The sequence below is a fragment of the Pseudomonas poae genome, from assembly GCF_001439785.1.
Lineage (GTDB): Bacteria > Pseudomonadota > Gammaproteobacteria > Pseudomonadales > Pseudomonadaceae > Aquipseudomonas > Aquipseudomonas poae.
This window is the reverse complement of sequence record NZ_JYLI01000005.1, coordinates 83,362-99,770: the sequence shown is the minus strand read 5'-3', so window position 1 is coordinate 99,770 and position 16,409 is coordinate 83,362. Positions and strand designations below refer to the sequence as shown.

The 16,409-nt window shown below is 60.8% G+C and carries 14 protein-coding genes; 4 read left to right on the top strand and 10 right to left on the bottom strand.

Annotation, left to right across the window (positions count from 1 at the left end; translation table 11 throughout):
- Positions 1 to 9: 9 nt before the first annotated feature.
- From bufA1 to TU75_RS07650, 6 genes are all read right to left on the bottom strand, one after another.
- A complete protein-coding gene (bufA1, locus tag TU75_RS07675; RefSeq protein ID WP_060548599.1) occupies positions 10 to 294 on the bottom strand; it encodes a BufA1 family periplasmic bufferin-type metallophore in 285 nt (94 codons plus the stop codon).
- A 169-nt stretch (positions 295 to 463) separates the two neighbouring features.
- A complete protein-coding gene (locus TU75_RS07670; RefSeq protein WP_003231107.1) occupies positions 464 to 1,165 on the bottom strand; it encodes an ABC transporter ATP-binding protein in 702 nt (233 codons plus the stop codon).
- A 1-nt stretch (position 1,166) separates the two neighbouring features.
- Positions 1,167 to 1,934 carry a high-affinity branched-chain amino acid ABC transporter ATP-binding protein LivG gene (gene livG / locus TU75_RS07665; protein WP_003231105.1) on the bottom strand — a complete coding sequence of 256 codons (768 nt, stop codon included), beginning with the start codon at positions 1,932 to 1,934 and terminating at the stop codon, positions 1,167 to 1,169.
- A complete protein-coding gene (locus tag TU75_RS07660) occupies positions 1,931 to 3,184 on the bottom strand; it encodes a high-affinity branched-chain amino acid ABC transporter permease LivM (RefSeq protein ID WP_003231103.1) in 1,254 nt (417 codons plus the stop codon). Before TU75_RS07660 ends, livG begins: the two co-directional genes overlap by 4 nt.
- The gene (gene livH / locus TU75_RS07655; protein WP_003231100.1) at positions 3,181 to 4,104 is read right to left on the bottom strand and encodes a high-affinity branched-chain amino acid ABC transporter permease LivH; all 924 of its coding nucleotides are present in this window, start codon (positions 4,102 to 4,104) and stop codon (positions 3,181 to 3,183) included. The genes TU75_RS07660 and livH overlap by 4 nt, the downstream gene beginning before the upstream one ends.
- 228 nt (positions 4,105 to 4,332) lie before the next feature.
- Complete coding sequence (locus TU75_RS07650; protein WP_003231098.1) at positions 4,333 to 5,460, bottom strand: branched-chain amino acid ABC transporter substrate-binding protein; 1,128 nt, start codon at positions 5,458 to 5,460, stop codon at positions 4,333 to 4,335.
- 340 nt (positions 5,461 to 5,800) lie between these two features.
- Between TU75_RS07650 and TU75_RS07645 the strand changes: the two genes are divergently transcribed.
- Entirely contained in the window at positions 5,801 to 6,106 is a 306-nt protein-coding gene (locus TU75_RS07645; protein ID WP_060548598.1) for a DUF2288 domain-containing protein, read from the top strand.
- Between the two features lie 334 nt (positions 6,107 to 6,440).
- Here the strand turns inward: TU75_RS07645 and TU75_RS07640 are convergent, their stop codons facing one another.
- Positions 6,441 to 8,684, bottom strand: coding sequence for a putative bifunctional diguanylate cyclase/phosphodiesterase (locus TU75_RS07640; RefSeq protein ID WP_060548597.1), 2,244 nt, complete (start codon positions 8,682 to 8,684; stop codon positions 6,441 to 6,443).
- A gap of 141 nt (positions 8,685 to 8,825) precedes the next feature.
- Positions 8,826 to 9,194 carry a YkgJ family cysteine cluster protein gene (locus TU75_RS07635; RefSeq protein ID WP_060548596.1) on the bottom strand — a complete coding sequence of 123 codons (369 nt, stop codon included), beginning with the start codon at positions 9,192 to 9,194 and terminating at the stop codon, positions 8,826 to 8,828.
- Between the two features lie 255 nt (positions 9,195 to 9,449).
- Between TU75_RS07635 and TU75_RS07630 the strand changes: the two genes are divergently transcribed.
- Positions 9,450 to 10,793 (top strand): spinster family MFS transporter, encoded by a 1,344-nt coding sequence (locus tag TU75_RS07630; RefSeq protein WP_060548595.1) that lies wholly within the window; start codon positions 9,450 to 9,452, stop codon positions 10,791 to 10,793.
- 158 nt (positions 10,794 to 10,951) lie between these two features.
- Here TU75_RS07630 and rapA read toward each other — a convergent pair whose 3' ends face one another.
- A complete protein-coding gene (gene rapA / locus TU75_RS07625) occupies positions 10,952 to 13,798 on the bottom strand; it encodes an RNA polymerase-associated protein RapA (RefSeq protein ID WP_003231088.1) in 2,847 nt (948 codons plus the stop codon).
- A 219-nt stretch (positions 13,799 to 14,017) separates the two neighbouring features.
- Between rapA and TU75_RS07620 the strand changes: the two genes are divergently transcribed.
- Both TU75_RS07620 and TU75_RS27625 read left to right on the top strand, forming a co-directional pair.
- The gene (locus TU75_RS07620) at positions 14,018 to 14,359 is read left to right on the top strand and encodes a hypothetical protein (RefSeq protein ID WP_003231086.1); all 342 of its coding nucleotides are present in this window, start codon (positions 14,018 to 14,020) and stop codon (positions 14,357 to 14,359) included.
- Positions 14,360 to 14,429: 70 nt separating this feature from the next.
- Positions 14,430 to 14,591, top strand: a complete 162-nt coding sequence (locus tag TU75_RS27625) for a hypothetical protein (RefSeq protein WP_169794345.1) — start codon at positions 14,430 to 14,432, stop codon at positions 14,589 to 14,591.
- 225 nt (positions 14,592 to 14,816) lie between these two features.
- Here the strand turns inward: TU75_RS27625 and TU75_RS07615 are convergent, their stop codons facing one another.
- Complete coding sequence (locus TU75_RS07615; protein ID WP_003231080.1) at positions 14,817 to 16,292, bottom strand: inorganic phosphate transporter; 1,476 nt, start codon at positions 16,290 to 16,292, stop codon at positions 14,817 to 14,819.
- Positions 16,293 to 16,409: the final 117 nt, after the last annotated feature.

The following is a 16,409-nucleotide window of genomic DNA, read 5'->3' as shown; positions in this document are numbered from 1 at the left end:
TGGCGGGGATCAGGATTTGGCGGTAAAGGCCTTGTCCTGGCCGAAGCCGGTTGGCGATGTGGTGCTGGGGAGTTGGCCGCAGGTGCCGGCCGGGACCAGTTTCCAGGCGTTGGCCTGGTCCTTGGTTTTGGAGGTGCCGGCGCAGGTTGTACCGGCGCCCGCGCTGCAATCGTTCTTGCCGGCTTCAGCAACGCCGAAGCATTTCTGCATGTCGTCGGCGGCAAAGGCAGGGGCGGTGAGGGCGGACAGGCTCAGAGCCAGGATAAGAGAGGTGGCAGACAGTTTTGTGGTCATGGTGTGACTCCAGCAGTGGGTTGAAGTAGCAGGCTCGATTGCCTGCCTGCACCACTAGAGGCAGTAGGGGGATATTCGTTACAAGGGCATTCGAAAAAAACTGCCTGTCACACAAGGCAATGTGGGAGGGAGCAAGTCGAACCGCCCCTCCCACATTTCAGCGCCGGTTTTAGCCGCCCAGGTACGCTTCACGCACTTTTGGATCGGTGAGCAACTGCTCACCGGTGCCCTGCATCACCACCCGGCCGTTTTCCAACACGTAGGCGCGGTCGGCGATTTTCAGTGCCTGGTTGGCGTTCTGCTCCACCAGAAACACCGTCACCCCGTCCTTGCGCAGCTGTTCGATGATGTCGAAGATCTGCTGGATGATGATCGGCGCCAGTCCCAGGGAGGGTTCGTCCAGCAGCAACAGCTTGGGTTTGCTCATCAGCGCGCGGCCGATGGCGAGCATTTGCTGTTCGCCGCCGGACATGGTGCCGCCGCGCTGGCTGAAACGCTCCTTGAGCCGGGGGAACAGGTGCAGCACCTTGTCCATCTGTTCCTGGTAGTCGCCCTTGTCGGTGAAGAACCCGCCCATGGCCAGGTTCTCTTCGACGGTCAGGCGTGAGAACACGCGGCGGCCTTCGGGCACCACCGCGATGCTCTTGCGCATGATGTGCGACGACTCCTGACCCACCAGCTCTTCACCCAGGTAGCGGATGCTGCCGCTGTGGGCCTGGGGCGATCCGCACAGAGTCATCAGCAGTGTCGACTTGCCCGCGCCGTTGGCACCGATCAGCGTGACGATTTCACCCTGGCGCACTTCCACGTTGACGCTGTGCAGGGCCTGGATCTTGCCGTAGAAAGTGGAAACGTTTTCGAATTGCAGCATTTTACGCTTCCCCCAGATAGGCTTTGATCACTTCAGGATTGTCGCGGATCTGCTCCGGCGTGCCGTTGGCCAGCGGCGTGCCCTGATTGATCACGACGATGTGGTCGGAAATGCTCATGACCAGTTTCATGTCGTGTTCGATCAGCAGCACCGTGGCGTTGTGTTCCTCACGCAGCACGCTGATCAGCGCCTTGAGGTCCTCGGTTTCCTTTGGGTTCAGGCCGGCGGCGGGTTCGTCGAGCATCAGGATCCGCGGGCGGGTCATCATGCAGCGGGCGATTTCCAGGCGACGTTGCTGACCATAGGCCAGGGTGCCGGCAGGACGGTTGGCAAACTCGGTGAGGTTGACCTTGTCCAGCCAGTACTCGGCGTATTCCATGGCCTCGCGCTCGCTCTTGCGAAACGCCGGGGTCTTGAACAGGCCGGCAAAGAAGTTGGTGTTCAGGTGACGGTGCTGGGCAATCAGCAGGTTCTCGACCGCCGTCATGTCCTTGAACAACCGCACGTTCTGAAAGGTGCGCACCACGCCCTTGCGGGCGATTTCGTGACCGGCCAGGCCCTGGATCGGCTGGCCGTCCAGCAGGATGCTGCCGCCACTTGGCTTGTAGAAACCGGTGAGGCAGTTGAACACCGTGGTCTTGCCGGCGCCGTTGGGGCCGATCAACGCAACCACCTGTTTCTCTTTCACGGTCAGGGCCACGCCGTTGACCGCCAGCAAACCGCCAAAGCGCATGCTCAGATTTTCGACTTTCAGGATCTCGCGGCTCATTTGCGCAGCTCCATGTGTGGACGTTGCATGGGCAGCAGGCCTTGCGGGCGCCAGATCATCATCAGCACCATCATGGCGCCGAACATCAACATGCGGTACTCGCTGAACTCACGCATCATTTCCGGCAGCAGGATCATCACGATCGCGGCCAGGATCACGCCCAACTGCGAGCCCATGCCACCCAGTACCACGATGGCGAGGATGATCGCCGACTCGATGAAGGTGAAGGATTCCGGCGTCACCAGGCCCTGGCGAGCCGCGAAGAAGCTGCCGGCGAAACCGGCGAACGCAGCCCCCAGGGTGAACGCGGAGAGTTTGATGATGGTCGGGTTCAGACCCAGCGCACGGCAGGCGATCTCATCCTCGCGCAGCGCTTCCCACGCACGGCCGATTGGCATGCGCAGCAGGCGGTTGATCACGAACAGGGCGGCCAGTGCCAGCAACAGCGCCACCAGGTAGAGGAACACCACCTTGCTCACCGGGTTGTAGGCGATCCCGAAGTACTCGTGGAAGGTCTGCATGCCTTCGGCAGCGGTACGGTCGAACGACAGTCCGAAGAACGTTGGCTTGGGAATGCTGCTGATGCCGTTGGGGCCGCCAGTGATGTCCGTGAGGTTACGCAGGAACAGGCGGATGATTTCCCCGAAACCCAGGGTCACGATGGCCAGGTAGTCACCGCGCAGGCGCAACACCGGGAAGCCCAGCAAGAAGCCGAACGTGGCTGCCGCCATGCCGGCCAGCGGCAGGCAGATCCAGAAGCTCCAACCCAAATAGTGCGAGAGCAGCGCGTAGGTGTAGGCACCCACGGCGTAGAAGCCCACATAACCCAGATCGAGCAGGCCGGCGAGGCCCACCACGATGTTCAGGCCCAGGCCCAGCAACACGTAGATCAGGATCAGGGTTGCGATATCGACCGCGCCGCGCGAGCCGAAGAACGGCCAGATCAACGCCGCCACGATCAGGCCGATGATGATGTAGCGCTGGGTACGCGGCAGGGTCAGGAACTGGCTGACCTTGGGCGACACCAACGGGCCACGGTTGCCCTTGAACAAGGCGCCGACCTGCTGCGTGAACAGCACGCGCAGGAACATCAGCACCGAGCACAGGGCGATGATGGTCAGGGTCACGGGACCGGTGCCATGCACTTCCAGGTTGATGCCGACAATGCTCAGCTTGAGACCCAGCACCGGAAAGGCCACGGCCCACACCAGCAAGGCGCTGAAAAACGCCGATTTAAGATATCTGCTCATACTTTCTCAACCTCCGGACGGCCCAGAATGCCGGTCGGACGGAACAACAGCACCAGAACCAACAGGCCGAACGCCACGACGTCCTTGTACTGATCGCCGAAGATGTCGGCGCCAAACGCTTCGGCCACACCCAGCACCAGCCCGCCGAGCATCGCGCCCGGAATGCTGCCGATGCCGCCCAATACCGCTGCGGTAAAGGCCTTGAGGCCTACCAGGAAACCGGCGTTGGGGTTGATCACGCCGTACTGCATGCTCAGCAGTACCGCCGCGACAGCCGCCAGTGCGGCGCCGATCACGAAGGTGAGGGCGATGATGTTGTTGGTGTTGATGCCCAGCAGGTTGGCCATCTTGATGTCTTCGGCGCAGGCCCGGCAGGCGCGCCCCAGACGGGAACGGGAGATAAACAGCGTGAGACCCAGCATGGCCACCAGGGTGACGACGAAAACCAGAATCTGCATGTAGGAAATCAGCACTTCCTGTGCGCCACCTGGGCCGAAGGAAAAGCTCCCCGGGATCAGGTTGGGGATGGACTTGTCCTTGGAGTCCTGGGACAGCAATACGGTGTTCTGCAGGAAAATCGACATGCCGATGGCGGAAATCAGCGGGATCAGACGGTTGCTGCCACGCAAGGGACGGTAGGCAACGCGCTCGATACTGTAGCCATAGGCACTGGTCACGACGATCGATGCGAGGAATGCAGCGGTCATCAACAGCGGCAGTGAGTGGATACCCATCATGGCCAGCCCGGCAAGGGCGATGAAGGCCACGTAGGAACCAATCATGTACACCTCGCCATGGGCGAAGTTGATCATTCCAATGATGCCGTAAACCATGGTGTAACCAATGGCTATCAAGGCATAGGTGCTGCCAATGGTCAGGCCATTAACCAGCTGTTGGAAAAAATGATAGATCTCAGGCATTACAGCGCTCCTAAAAACCCGATACGCATTTCACTGGTGGAGTCATGTTCCGGCCTTGCGCTGTGTTCTGTGAGCACATTTGCACAAAGCGTTTGCCAGCGAACCGCTGGTGACGGTTTTAAGATTTTCAGGTGAGCCAGCGCCCGGATCGCGGGTGACAGGCCCATAAACCTCGTAAAACAAAGCCCACTGCTCTCACAGTGGGCTTGTTGGGCAGTAACGCCTGGCTTACTGAGGGGAAGCTTCGGTTTTTGGTTTGCCGAAGTGCCATTCGTAGACCACGAACTTGAAGTCCTTCAGGTCGCCCTTGGCGTCAAAGCTCAGATCGCCGGTAGGGGTCTTGAAGGTGCCCGCGTGGATGGCTTCGGCCACTTTGGCGGTGTCTTCGCTTTTTGCAGCGGCGATGCCGCCGGCAATCACTTCAACCGCCGAGTAGGCCGGGAACACGAACGGACCGGTCGGGTCCTGCTTGTTCTTGGTGAACTCTTCAACGATGGCCTTGTTGGCAGGGTCGGTGTCGAAGGATTTCGGCAGGGTTACCAGCAGGCCTTCGGAGGCGCCCTGGGCGATCTGCGAGATGGAGTCGTTGCCGACGCCTTCCGGCCCCATGAATTTCGCGTTCAGGCCTTTTTCTTTGGACTGACGCAGGATCAGGCCCAGCTCCGGGTGGTAGCCGCCGTAGTAGACGAAGTCGACGTTGGCTTGCTTGAGCTTCTGGATGACCGAGGAGAAGTCCTTGTCGCCAGCGTTCAGGCCTTCGAAGACCGCCACTTTCACGCCTTTCTTCTCGAGGGTCTGTTTAACGGCGGTGGCGATGCCTTCACCGTACTGCTGCTTGTCGTGCAATACGGCGACGATTTTCGGTTTTACGTGGTCGGCAATGTAGTTGCCGGCGGCCGGGCCCTGGGCGCTGTCCAGGCCGATGGTGCGGAAGATCAGCTTGTAGCCACGGGCGGTGATTTCCGGGCTGGTGGCGGCCGGGGTAATCATGATGACGCCTTCGTCTTCATAGATGTCCGATGCCGGCTGAGTGGAGCTGGAGCACAGGTGACCGACCACGAACTTGACGCCGTCGTTGACCACTTTGTTGGCGACCGCCACGGCCTGTTTAGGGTCGCAGGCGTCGTCGTATTCCTTGGCCTCAAGCATTTTGCCATCGACGCCGCCCTTGGCGTTGATGTCGGCGATTGCCTGCTTGGCACCCATGAATTGCATGTCACCGTACTGCGTCACAGGACCGGTCTTGGGACCGGCGATGCCGATCTTGATGGTGTCGGCTGCGAACGAATGGCCGGCAACCCCAGCCAGGACCATAGCGGCAAACAGTTTGGAAATCTGCTTAGTAGCCTTATTCATAGTGCTCCACTCATGCTGTTGTATTTTTTATAGTTCCAGCGGCCTTGTGGGCTGCAGAACCGGATCGGATATGCGGATATCCCCCCGGCGGTGCCCTGGCAACTGTACCGGTACAGTGTAGAGCGCCGGTTGATCGCTTGAAAAGCTGGGTGCTGGGGGCAAATCCAGGGGGTGTCGCTTAAATGAAAGTAAAAGACAGAATTGCGGCGGGGTCATGCCAGTGTTCCGGGCAATCCTTGGCTTTCCTGACACTTTCTTTCGGTTACACATTTGCAACTGGGTTTTTCTGACTGAAGCTCAACGTTATGATTGCGCCGATTTTTTCTTCAGGTGAATTCCCATGACGCAAGAACCTAGCACCCTCTATGCCAAGCTGCTCGGTGAAACCGCCGAAATATCCTGGAAGGAGCTTGAGCCGTTCTTCGCCAAGGGTGCCCTATTGTGGGTCGATGCCGACCTGGATTTGATCGAAGCTGCCGAGGGAATGGCCGAGGATAACCGCGATAAAGTCGCCGCCTGGCTGGCCGAAGGCCGCCTTGGCGAAGTGTCTGCAACGCGGGCGCTGGACTTGGTGGCGCGTGACCCTGGCCTGTGGGCGGTGGTGGTCTCGCCGTGGATTCTGATCCAGGAAAGGGCGGCTCAATAAATGAGCGCACTAAAAATGTGCGTTATTTTCCAGCGCTAATATGTGTAGCGGAGTAACCGCTGCTGCCGTGATGGCACCTTGCCGTGGTAAAAGGTCACAGGCAGGGTGACGTTAACGTCACGGGAACAGTTTTGAGCCGCGGGGCAGTCGGTAGAGATTGTTTCAGAATGTGGCAGAGCGATCATTATTTTTCGGCTGTCAGATTGTCTTCGCGAGCAAGCCCGCTCTCACAGTTGATCGCATTCCTGCCGAATGAACACGGTCAAATTGTGGGAGCGGGCTTGCTCGCGAAAAATATCAACGGCGCCGCAGTTCTCATTGAATACCCGCAGCGTCACCGAATAGGCCTGACCAGGGCGCCAGGTCCCGGCTGGCTCTGCGCCGGCTCCTTGACCGCTGAAGCCTCGGCCGCCAGCGGATTACGCAGGTGAATCCCCTGAATGACCCCAATCACCTCACTTGCAGGCACCGCAGGGCTCAGCAGGTAGCCCTGGATGAAGTCGCAACCGTGTTTATGCAGTAAGTCGAACTGCGCCTGGGTTTCCACGCCCTCGGTCACCACATTCAGATGCAGCGTGTGCGCCATCCCGATAATGGCCTGGACAATCTCGATGTCGGCGGCGGATTTGGGCAAGTCCTGGATAAACGAGCGGTCAATCTTCAACGTGTTGAGCGGCAGTCGCTTGAGGTAGGCCAGGGACGAATAACCGGTGCCGAAGTCATCGATGGCCAGCGATACCCCCAGTGCACGAATGTGCCGCAGCAACGCCAGCGTGCTGCTGATATTGCCCATCAGCGCATTTTCCGTGACTTCCAGTTCCAGGCGGGCAGCCGCGATCCCGCTGAAGCGCAGTGCCTCTTCGACTTCATCGGCCAACTCATCGCGTGCCAGGTTCAACGCCGAGCAGTTGACGGTCATGTTCAGGTCGCCGTAGCCCTTGTCGGACAAAACGCTCAAGTCGTGACACGCCTGGCGCAACACCCAGTTGTCCAGTTCGGCGATCAGCCCGTTGCTTTCGGCGATCCCGATAAAGCGGTCGGGCGCCAGCAGCCCGTGTTGCGGATGCTGCCAGCGCACCAGTGCCTCCAGGCGGGTGACCTTGCCCAGTTTCATGTCGAAGATCGGTTGATAGAACAGCACCAGCCCGGTGCGCTCGCGCAAGGCTGCGCGTAACTCTTCCTCCAGTTGCAGCTCGAGGAAGGCGCGGGTTTTCAGGTTGGCGTTGAAGAAATTCAAGCTGTTGCGCCCCGCATCCTTGGACTGGTAGAGCGCCAGGTCTGCGGTTTTCAGCAGTTCTTCGCAGGTTACGCCGTCATCGGGAAACAGGCTGATACCAATGCTGGTGGTCATCACCATGCGCCGCCCAGCCAGTTCGATGGGTTCTTTCATCTGCTGCATGATGCGTTGGGCCAGATGCCGCGCTTCGTCACGGTGGTGGATGCTGATCAGGATGCAGAATTCGTCGCCGCCAAAGCGCGCGACCACGTCGGCATGGCTGCGCACCGAGCTCTTGATGTGGCTGGCCAGCACGGTCAGCAACTGGTCGCCGGCGTCGTGTCCGAGGCTGTCGTTGATCCGCTTGAAGTGGTCAATATCGAGAAAGATCACCGCCATCATGCCCTTTGACGCGGTCTTTTCCGCGAGCTTCTCCACGAAGATCTGGTTGAAGCCGCGACGGTTGAGCAGGCTGGTCAGTGCGTCGTAGTGCGCCACCTGCTGCAGGGAGGCGCGCGCCTGGTCCAGTTCGCTGAGCAGCGCATTGACGCGGCGCAGGTCACGCTCCTTGTGCTGCAGCTTTTTGTCGGCCAGGGCGGCGCTGATGCTGCTGCCGATCACCAGCAGGGTGATCACGGCCACCGAGAGCCCCAGCTGGATCGGATTGGTGTTCGACGGTGAGGACAGGTCCGCGCCGGTAGGCACCACCATCTGCATGGCGGCCATGCCGGTGAAATGCATGCTGATGATGCCGGCGCCAAGCACCAGGCTGGCGGCGTATTTGAGCAACTGGTGAAACACCCCCGCGCCGTTGCGCAGGTAACTGGACAGCAACAGGGCCGCGAGGCTGGCGCCGATGGCAATGGCCACCGAGGCCATGAACAGCCCGGCGCCAAAGTACACCTGGGCCTGGGAGCGCATGGCCGCCATCCCCACGTAGTGCATCAGCGCAATGCCCACGCCCATCCACAGCGACGCCAGCAGGTACTGATCGAAGCGCAGGGTCGCGTGACTGAGGGTTTTCATGGCAAACAGCGACGCGATCAGGGCGATCAGCAACGAGACGAACGTCATGATCAATTCATAGTGAATGGCGATTGGCACCTGGAACGCCAGCATGCTGATGAAGTGGGTGGACCAGATGCCGCCCGCCAGGCATCCGGCGCCCAGCCAGCGCCAGTGGCGGCGCGCGGTGGGGTCTTCGACGTGGCCGACGCGTTCGGCCATGTCCAGCGTGCCGAAACCGGCCGCACAGGCGACCAGGTAGGCCAATAGCACGAGAAACGGGTTATGACTGCAATTGAGTAATAAGTGCCCGTTGTGCGGAAGGTCGGTGAAAAAGTGCAGACCCAGCCATTCCATAGCATGTCCCGTCATTGCGTAGTTACGTCACGGCCTACGGCGATGACCTATGGGGACGAGTATAGAAGGCTCACAGAATTCGCAAGGCGTAATGGCACATTGCTGTCTTTGATTTTGGCATGCCGGGCATAGCGTTTGATGCTAAGCGCTGATAGGCATCGCCAGTTCGAAGGCGGGCGCTTCCAGCGGCAGCAGGCCGAACGCTGCGCGGGCTGCATCGCAATCGACGTTTTGTTCGCCCTGGCTCCATGACGCGTCAAACTCGCGACACGGGCTCGAGCGCAGTTCATAAATCGAACAACTGGTGCCTTTGCCCACTTCGCCCTCCAGGCTGCAGCAACGCGCGGGTTTCTGGTCGGTGCCGATCATCGCCACGCGGGTCGGGTTGATCTGTACCACCAGATCGTCGGGCACCGTGCCGCCGGATGAGGCGCACTCGCCCCAGAAGAAAGACACACGAAAGTATGAACAGCAGGCACCGCAATTCAGACACGGACTGGCTTCGGACATGGGCGTCATCGATAAGAAAGGTAAGGGGGAGGTACAACGGGAAGGCTCGCCATTCTATCCGGGCCGTGGCCGTTGGGAAGAGGGGGGCGCACTTATATTTTTTGTAGGAAAAGTCCCGCAATGCCGGGTCAAATCATGCCCTATCAGCTTTACGAATCATTACAGACAAGCGCCGCTCGCCTGACTATGTTGCAGTGACCTGAGCAGGATGCATCGGGCATCGCAGCGCTCATAACAATAAAAAGAGACGGACCCATGCAGAACTCGACCCAAGCGGCGAATGCCTGGCGCATTCTGTTCCTGCTGTTCCTGGCCAACCTGTTCAACTTCTTCGATCGCACCATTCCGGCGATCATCATCGAGCCCATCCGCATGGAATGGCACCTCAGCGACTTCCAGCTTGGCATCATCGGCACCGCGTTCACGCTGGTGTATGCCATCGCCGGCCTGCCGCTCGGGCGCCTGGCCGACACCGGTTCGCGCAGCAAACTGATGGGCTGGGGCCTGTTTGCCTGGAGCGGGCTGACCGCCGTCAACGGCCTGGTCGGCAGTTTCTGGACCTTCCTGCTGGTGCGCATGGGCATCGGGATTGGCGAAGCCAGTTATGCTCCGGCCGCCAACTCGCTGATCGGTGACCTGTTTCCGGCGCACCGCCGTGCACGGGCCATGGGCATTTTCATGCTCGGCTTGCCGCTGGGCCTGTTGCTGGCCTTTTTTACCATCGGCTGGATGGTCAAGGCGTTCGACAGCTGGCGCGCACCGTTCTTTATCGCGGCAGTACCGGGAATGATCCTCGCGGTGTTCATGTTCTACATCAAGGAACCCAAACGCGGCGCGGCGGAAAACGTGCAGGTCGCCCAGGAACGCGTCGATCGCCCGATTCGCCGCGTGCTGGCGGTGCCGACCTTTCTATGGCTGGTGCTGGCCGGGCTGTGCTTTAACTTTGCCACTTATGCGTGCAACTCGTTTCTGGTGCCGATGCTGCAGCGCTATTTTCTGCTGCCGCTGCAGGAGGCGGCGGTGGCCACCGGTGTGATCGTCGGCCTGACGGGGCTGGTGGGCCTGACGCTGGGTGGGTGGGTGGCCGACAAGATTCACCAGCGGGTAGCCAATGGGCGGCTGTTGTTCGCTGCTTTCAGCCTGGTCATTTCCACCGTCACCACTGCCTGGGCGTTGCACGCCGGGCGTATCGAGATTGGCGTGTTCGTGGCGTTGTTCAGTGTGGGCTGGCTGTTTGCGTATAACTTCTACACCTGTGTGTACACGGCGATCCAGGACGTGGTGGAGCCCCGTTTGCGCGCCACCGCGATGGCGTTGTTTTTTGCCGGCCTGTACCTGCTGGGCGGCGGTATGGGGCCGATTGTGGTGGGTGGCCTGTCCGATCACTTTGCGCATTCGGCGATGTATGCGGCGGGGGCGCAGCAGATGACCGAGGCTTACAAGGCGGTCGGGTTGCACGACGCCATGTACCTGATTCCGGTGGCGCTGTTTCTGACCCTGCTGTTTCTGTTCCAGGCCTCGCGCAGTTTTGTACGCGATGCCAGGCGGATGAAGGAGGGGTTGGTGGCGGTGGAGGTGCCGGATGCTGCGGTGGCTTGAGACCGAGGTGAGGCTATCGCAGGCAAGCCAGCTCCCACACTTGAACGGGTTCACCAATCAAAGTGAACTGCACCCAACATGTGGGAGCGGGCTTGCCCGCGATGAGGCCCTCAAGGCCCATACAAAAGGTCCGTATTGTCAGTAGGGCAGGGTGGCAATCAACCCGCCACCAGCACCCGGATCGCTTCGAGTCGCAGTGCTGCCTTGTCCAGCATCGCCAGGCCTTGCTCACGCTGATTACGCAACGCCACCAGCTCGCTGTCACGCACCGTCGGGTTGACCGCCTGCAGCGCCGTCAGACGCCCCAGCTCTTCGTCGGTGTCTGCCGCCAGGCGACGTTTGGCTTCGGCCACACGCTCGGCATGACGCGGAGTGATCTTCTCTTCGCCGGCGTTGATACGCGGGGTGAGTTGATCGCGCTGAGCCTGGATGAACTTGTTGGCGCTGGCCCGTGGCACGCTTTCGAGCTGATCGTTGAGGGTTTCGAACGACACGCGCCCGGACAGGTCGTTGCCGTTGGTGTCCAGCAGGCAGCGCAGCGCCGCCGGCGGCAGGTAGCGACCCAGTTGCAGCGCACGCGGCGCGACCACTTCACTCACATAGAGCAGCTCCAGCAGCACGGTGCCCGGCTTGAGTGCCTTGTTCTTGATCAGCGCCACTGCGGTGTTGCCCATCGAGCCCGACAACACCAGGTCCATGCCGCCCTGCACCATCGGGTGCTCCCAGGTGATGAACTGCATGTCTTCGCGCGACAGCGCCTGGTTACGGTCGTAGGTGATGGTCACACCTTCGTCGTCGCCCAGGGGGAAGCTGGCGTCGAGCATTTTTTCGCTGGGCTTGAGGATCAGCGCGTTTTCCGAATGGTCTTCGCTGTCGATGCCGAACGCGTCGAACAGGGTTTCCATGTAAATCGGCAGGGCGAACTGGTCGTCTTGCTCAAGGATGTCCTCAACCAGCGCATCGCCTTCACCCGCGCCGCCGGAGTTGAGTTCCAGCAGGCGGTCGCGACCGGTGTGCAGTTCCTGTTCCAGGCGCTCGCGCTCGGCACGGGCCTCGTCGATCAGGGCTTGCCACTCGCTGTCGTCGGCGCTCTCCAGCAGCGGCAGCAGGCGCGGGCCGAACTGATGCTGCAAGGCGTTGCCGGTCGGGCAGGTATTGAGGAAGGCGTTCAACGCTTCGTGGTACCACTGGAACAGGCGCTCTTGCGGGCTGGTTTCCAGGTACGGCACGTGCAGTTCGATCACATGCTTCTGACCGATCCGGTCCAGACGGCCGATGCGCTGCTCCAGCAGGTCGGGATGGGACGGCAGGTCGAACAGCACCAGGTGGTGGGCGAACTGGAAGTTGCGGCCTTCACTGCCGATCTCCGAGCAGATCAGCACCTGGGCGCCGAATTCTTCATCGGCGAAGTAGGCGGCGGCGCGGTCGCGCTCAAGGATGTTCATGCCCTCGTGGAACACCGTGGCCGGAATGCCGGAGCGCACGCGCAGGGCGTCTTCCAGGTCCATGGCGGTTTCTGCGTGGGCGCAGATCACCAGGACCTTGGTGCGCTTGAGCATTTTGAGCTGGTCGATCAGCCATTCGACGCGCGGGTCGAAGCGCCACCAGCGGTGTTCCTCCTCGACATCCGGCTGCGACTGGAAGCTGACCTCCGGGTACAGCTCGGCGTGTTCGCCCAGCGGCAGCTCCATGTATTCGTCCGGGTTGGGCAGCGGGTAAGCGTGCAGCTTGCGTTCCGGGAAGCCCTGCACGGCGGCGCGAGTGTTGCGAAACAGCACGCGGCCGGTGCCGTGACGGTCGAGCAGTTCACGCACCAGGCGCGCGCTGGCTTCGCTGTCGCCATCGTTGACGGCGGTGAGCAGCGCTTCGCCTTCATTGCCGAGGAAACCCTGAATGGTCTGGTGCGCCTTGGGTGACAGGCGACCCTTGTCGAGCAACTCCTGCACGGCTTCGGCCACTGGGCGATAGTTCTCGCTCTCGGCGCGGAAGGCATGCAGGTCGTGGAAGCGGTTCGGGTCCAGCAGGCGCAGGCGCGCGAAGTGGCTGTCCTGGCCCAGTTGTTCCGGGGTGGCGGTGAGCAGCAGCACGCCCGGGATCACTTGCGCGAGTTGTTCGACCAGCGAATATTCCTGGCTGGCCTTTTCTTCGTGCCAGACCAGGTGGTGCGCTTCGTCGACCACCAGCAGGTCCCAGCCGGCGGCGAACAGCGCGTCCTGGGCCTTCTCGTCGTCCACCAGCCACTCCAGCGCCACCAGCGCGAGCTGGGTGTCTTCGAACGGGTTGGAGGCATCACTTTCGATAAAGCGTTCTTCGTCGAACAGCGCAACCTGCAGGTTGAAGCGGCGGCGCATTTCCACCAGCCACTGGTGCTGCAGGTTCTCCGGTACCAGGATCAGCACGCGGCTGGCGCGGCCCGACAACAACTGGCGATGGATGACGAGGCCCGCTTCGATGGTCTTGCCCAGGCCCACTTCGTCGGCCAGCAATACCCGTGGCGCGATGCGGTCAGCGACTTCACGGGCAATGTGCAATTGGTGCGCGATGGGTTGCGCGCGCACGCCGCCCAGGCCCCATAGCGAGGACTGCAATTGGCGGCTGGTGTGTTCCAGGGTGTGGTAGCGCAGCGAGAACCAGGCCAGCGGGTCGATCTGGCCGGCGAACAGGCGGTCGCTGGCGAGGCGGAACTGGATGAAGTTGGACAGTTGGGTTTCCGGCAGGGTGACCTGCTCGTTCTGTCCATTGAGACCGTGGTACACCAGCAGGCCGTCGACGTCGTCGACTTCCTGCACGGTCATTTTCCAGCCTTCGAAATGCGTGATGGAATCACCCGGCGAAAACCTCACGCGGGTGAGGGGCGCATTCCGTAGCGCATACTGGCGTGTGTCGCCAGTGGCCGGATAGAGCACGGTCAACAAGCGCCCGTCCTGTGCCAGAACGGTGCCTAGCCCCAGCTCTGCTTCGCTGTCACTAATCCAGCGTTGCCCCGGTTGATACTGCTGCGCCATGCTGCCTGACTCCCGCCGTGAAAAAGCCGACTATCTTAACGGAACAAGGTCCGACCCCCAAGGACTCTGACGAAAACTACTCCGTTTGAGTGAGCGTGCGCGCTGTGAATCGACGGGTGGCGGGCACTTGTGAGTGTCGACTGAGTCACAGGTTGGCGATGCTGCGCTCAAGTCGGTGCTCAGCGCGCCGACAGCCTGAAGATCAGGAGAGTAACTATTATGCTGCCACCCATGCTGCCCGTCAGCGTCGTACCGGTCACGTCGCAACTCGACCCGGTAAGGCCCAAGCCGGATATACCGCCCGTGGTGCCAGTGCAAGCGGGTTCCAATGAAAGCACCATCGACCTGAAGAAGGGCGATGCCGAACAGTCGACTTTTTTGCTGCGCGAGGAACAACGCCGTCAGCAGGAACAACAGAAACGCCGTCGAGAAGCGGACCAGGACCCGGAACAGCACCTCGCGATTCCAGGCGATGTGCTCAATGCCGATAACACTGTGCCCGTCATCCCGCTGATCGAAGATGAGCCACGCCAGGGGCTGTGGGTGGACGTCGAGGTGTGAAGGTGTATTTGCGGTCACGCGGGGCAGGCCGCATTATTGCGCCATCCCCCGCCACAACGTAAGCCAAGCCATGAGTGACGATGACAAGCTGATCGACCTGAATGCCGAACGTGCCAAGCGTGTGCATGACCTCAATGACAAGCGCTTGAATGAAGTGCGCCACGCGTTTGAACAGGCAATGCCGCTGGCAAAGCCGAAGAAAAAAACCAAGAGCAAGCCGAAAAAGCGCTGAGCAATGTGCATCCATTGACCCTGGTCAATTCCCCGCTTCACCTTCTTCGTTAATGTAGCCCTGGTTTATCCGCACAGGTCTTTGCGGATTACAGGGCACGCAAGGCATTTTGGGCGACTTCGGTCGCCTTTTTTTGTGCGCCGCTGGAGGGTGTGGGACCCAGTTCAGCCCATAAAAAAAGGTGCGACCCTCGCGGATCGCACCTTTTTTACTGCAGGCTTTTTATCAGCTGCCCAGCGCCTTGGACGCCAGCCAGAACAATCCGGCCGACAGTGCCACGGTAGCGGGAAGGGTCAGCACCCAGGCCATCAGGATGGTCTTGACCGTGCCACCTTGCAGGCCGCTTTTATTGGCGACCATGGTGCCCGCCACACCGGACGACAACACGTGGGTGGTCGACACCGGCAAGGCGAAGATGTTGGCGAAGCCGATCATGGTGGCGGTGGTGATCTGCGCCGACATGCCCTGGGCGTAGGTCATGCCCTGCTTGCCGATCTTCTCCCCGATGGTCAGCACCACCCGCTTCCAGCCCACCATGGTGCCCAGGCCCAGAGCCAGGGCGACCGCCAGAATCACCCAGAACGGCGCGTATTCGGTGGTGGCGGTCAGGTCTTTGCGCAGCTTGTCGAGGTCGGACTTCTCGCGCGCATCCAGGCCCGGCAGCTTGCCGACTTTCTTCGCGGTGTCGTCCAGGCAGAGCAGGTAGCGACGCACTTCGATGCGCTGGTCGGCACTCAGCGAATGGTAGTCGGACACGCCTTTCAAGGTGTCCACCAGCGCATTGATGGTCGGCTCGGTCTGTTGCGGGTTGCACTGGAACTTGCCCGGCAGGTCGTCCTTCACGCTTTTGCCCAAGGCCAGGAACTCGCCCAGGGTGGCGTTGTTGCGCTGGTAGAACTGGCTCAAATGCACGGTGGCGTCGCGGGTGCGTTCGATCTGATAGGTGGTGCTGCCCAGGTCGAGAACGAACTGCGCCGGCACGATACCGATCAGCACCAGCATGATCAGGCCGATACCTTTCTGCCCATCGTTGGAGCCGTGCACGAAGCTCACGGCCATGGCCGAGATCACCAGCACGAGGCGGTTCCAGAACGGCGGGTGTTTCTTGTCGTCGAGTTTGCGGCGCTGGTCCGGAGTCTTGTGCATCTTCGACAGCGGACGCCACCACTTCAGGCCGATCAGCACCAGGGCGGCGACGATGAAGCCGGCCATTGGCGAAAACACCAGCGAGGCGCCGATATCGACCGCCTTCTGCCAGTTCACACCGTCCGCCAGCGGAATATCGTTGATCAGGGCGTTGGCCAGGCCGACGCCGAGGATCGAACCGATCAGCGTGTGCGAGCTGGAGGCCGGAATACCGAAGTACCAGGTGCCCAGGTTCCAGGTGATCGCCGCCGCAAGTAATGAGAAGACCATCGCCAGACCGTGGCCGGTGTTCACATTGATCAGCAACTCCACCGGCAGCAGATGCACGATGGCGTAGGCGACACCCACACCGCCGAGCAGCACGCCGAGGAAGTTGAACACCCCGGAGAAGAACACGGCCAGGTGCGGCGGCATGGCTTTGGTATAGATGACTGTGGCCACCGCGTTAGCGGTGTCATGAAAGCCATTGATGAACTCGAAGGCGAGGACAAAGGCCAGGGCGAGCAACAGGCTCACTAGAACCCACGCATCCAGTCCGCTGAATAAATCGATCATGAAGGTTTTCTGACCCGGTCGTAAGGGGGCGCGATTATGCCAGAAAACCTCGGTAATCGATGCACTAGCTGCTCATCGGTAGCAATCTTCCCGGAAAAAATCTGTGGGAAGCGCACG

What these genes read in the sequence shown, in the direction of transcription:
- TU75_RS07615 (WP_003231080.1), bottom strand. Translation starts at nt 16,292, where the DNA reads ATGATCGATTTATTCAGCGGACTGGATGCGTGGGTTCTAGTGAGCCTG.
- livH (WP_003231100.1), bottom strand. Translation starts at nt 4,104, where the DNA reads ATGCCTGAGATCTATCATTTTTTCCAACAGCTGGTTAATGGCCTGACC.
- livG (WP_003231105.1), bottom strand. Translation starts at nt 1,934, where the DNA reads ATGAGCCGCGAGATCCTGAAAGTCGAAAATCTGAGCATGCGCTTTGGC.
- TU75_RS07630 (WP_060548595.1), top strand. Translation starts at nt 9,450, where the DNA reads ATGCAGAACTCGACCCAAGCGGCGAATGCCTGGCGCATTCTGTTCCTG.
- TU75_RS07645 (WP_060548598.1), top strand. Translation starts at nt 5,801, where the DNA reads ATGACGCAAGAACCTAGCACCCTCTATGCCAAGCTGCTCGGTGAAACC.
- TU75_RS07650 (WP_003231098.1), bottom strand. Translation starts at nt 5,460, where the DNA reads ATGAATAAGGCTACTAAGCAGATTTCCAAACTGTTTGCCGCTATGGTC.
- TU75_RS07660 (WP_003231103.1), bottom strand. Translation starts at nt 3,184, where the DNA reads ATGAGCAGATATCTTAAATCGGCGTTTTTCAGCGCCTTGCTGGTGTGG.
- TU75_RS07635 (WP_060548596.1), bottom strand. Translation starts at nt 9,194, where the DNA reads ATGTCCGAAGCCAGTCCGTGTCTGAATTGCGGTGCCTGCTGTTCATAC.
- TU75_RS07640 (WP_060548597.1), bottom strand. Translation starts at nt 8,684, where the DNA reads ATGGAATGGCTGGGTCTGCACTTTTTCACCGACCTTCCGCACAACGGG.
- TU75_RS07620 (WP_003231086.1), top strand. Translation starts at nt 14,018, where the DNA reads ATGCTGCCACCCATGCTGCCCGTCAGCGTCGTACCGGTCACGTCGCAA.
- bufA1 (WP_060548599.1), bottom strand. Translation starts at nt 294, where the DNA reads ATGACCACAAAACTGTCTGCCACCTCTCTTATCCTGGCTCTGAGCCTG.
- rapA (WP_003231088.1), bottom strand. Translation starts at nt 13,798, where the DNA reads ATGGCGCAGCAGTATCAACCGGGGCAACGCTGGATTAGTGACAGCGAA.
- TU75_RS07670 (WP_003231107.1), bottom strand. Translation starts at nt 1,165, where the DNA reads ATGCTGCAATTCGAAAACGTTTCCACTTTCTACGGCAAGATCCAGGCC.
- TU75_RS27625 (WP_169794345.1), top strand. Translation starts at nt 14,430, where the DNA reads ATGAGTGACGATGACAAGCTGATCGACCTGAATGCCGAACGTGCCAAG.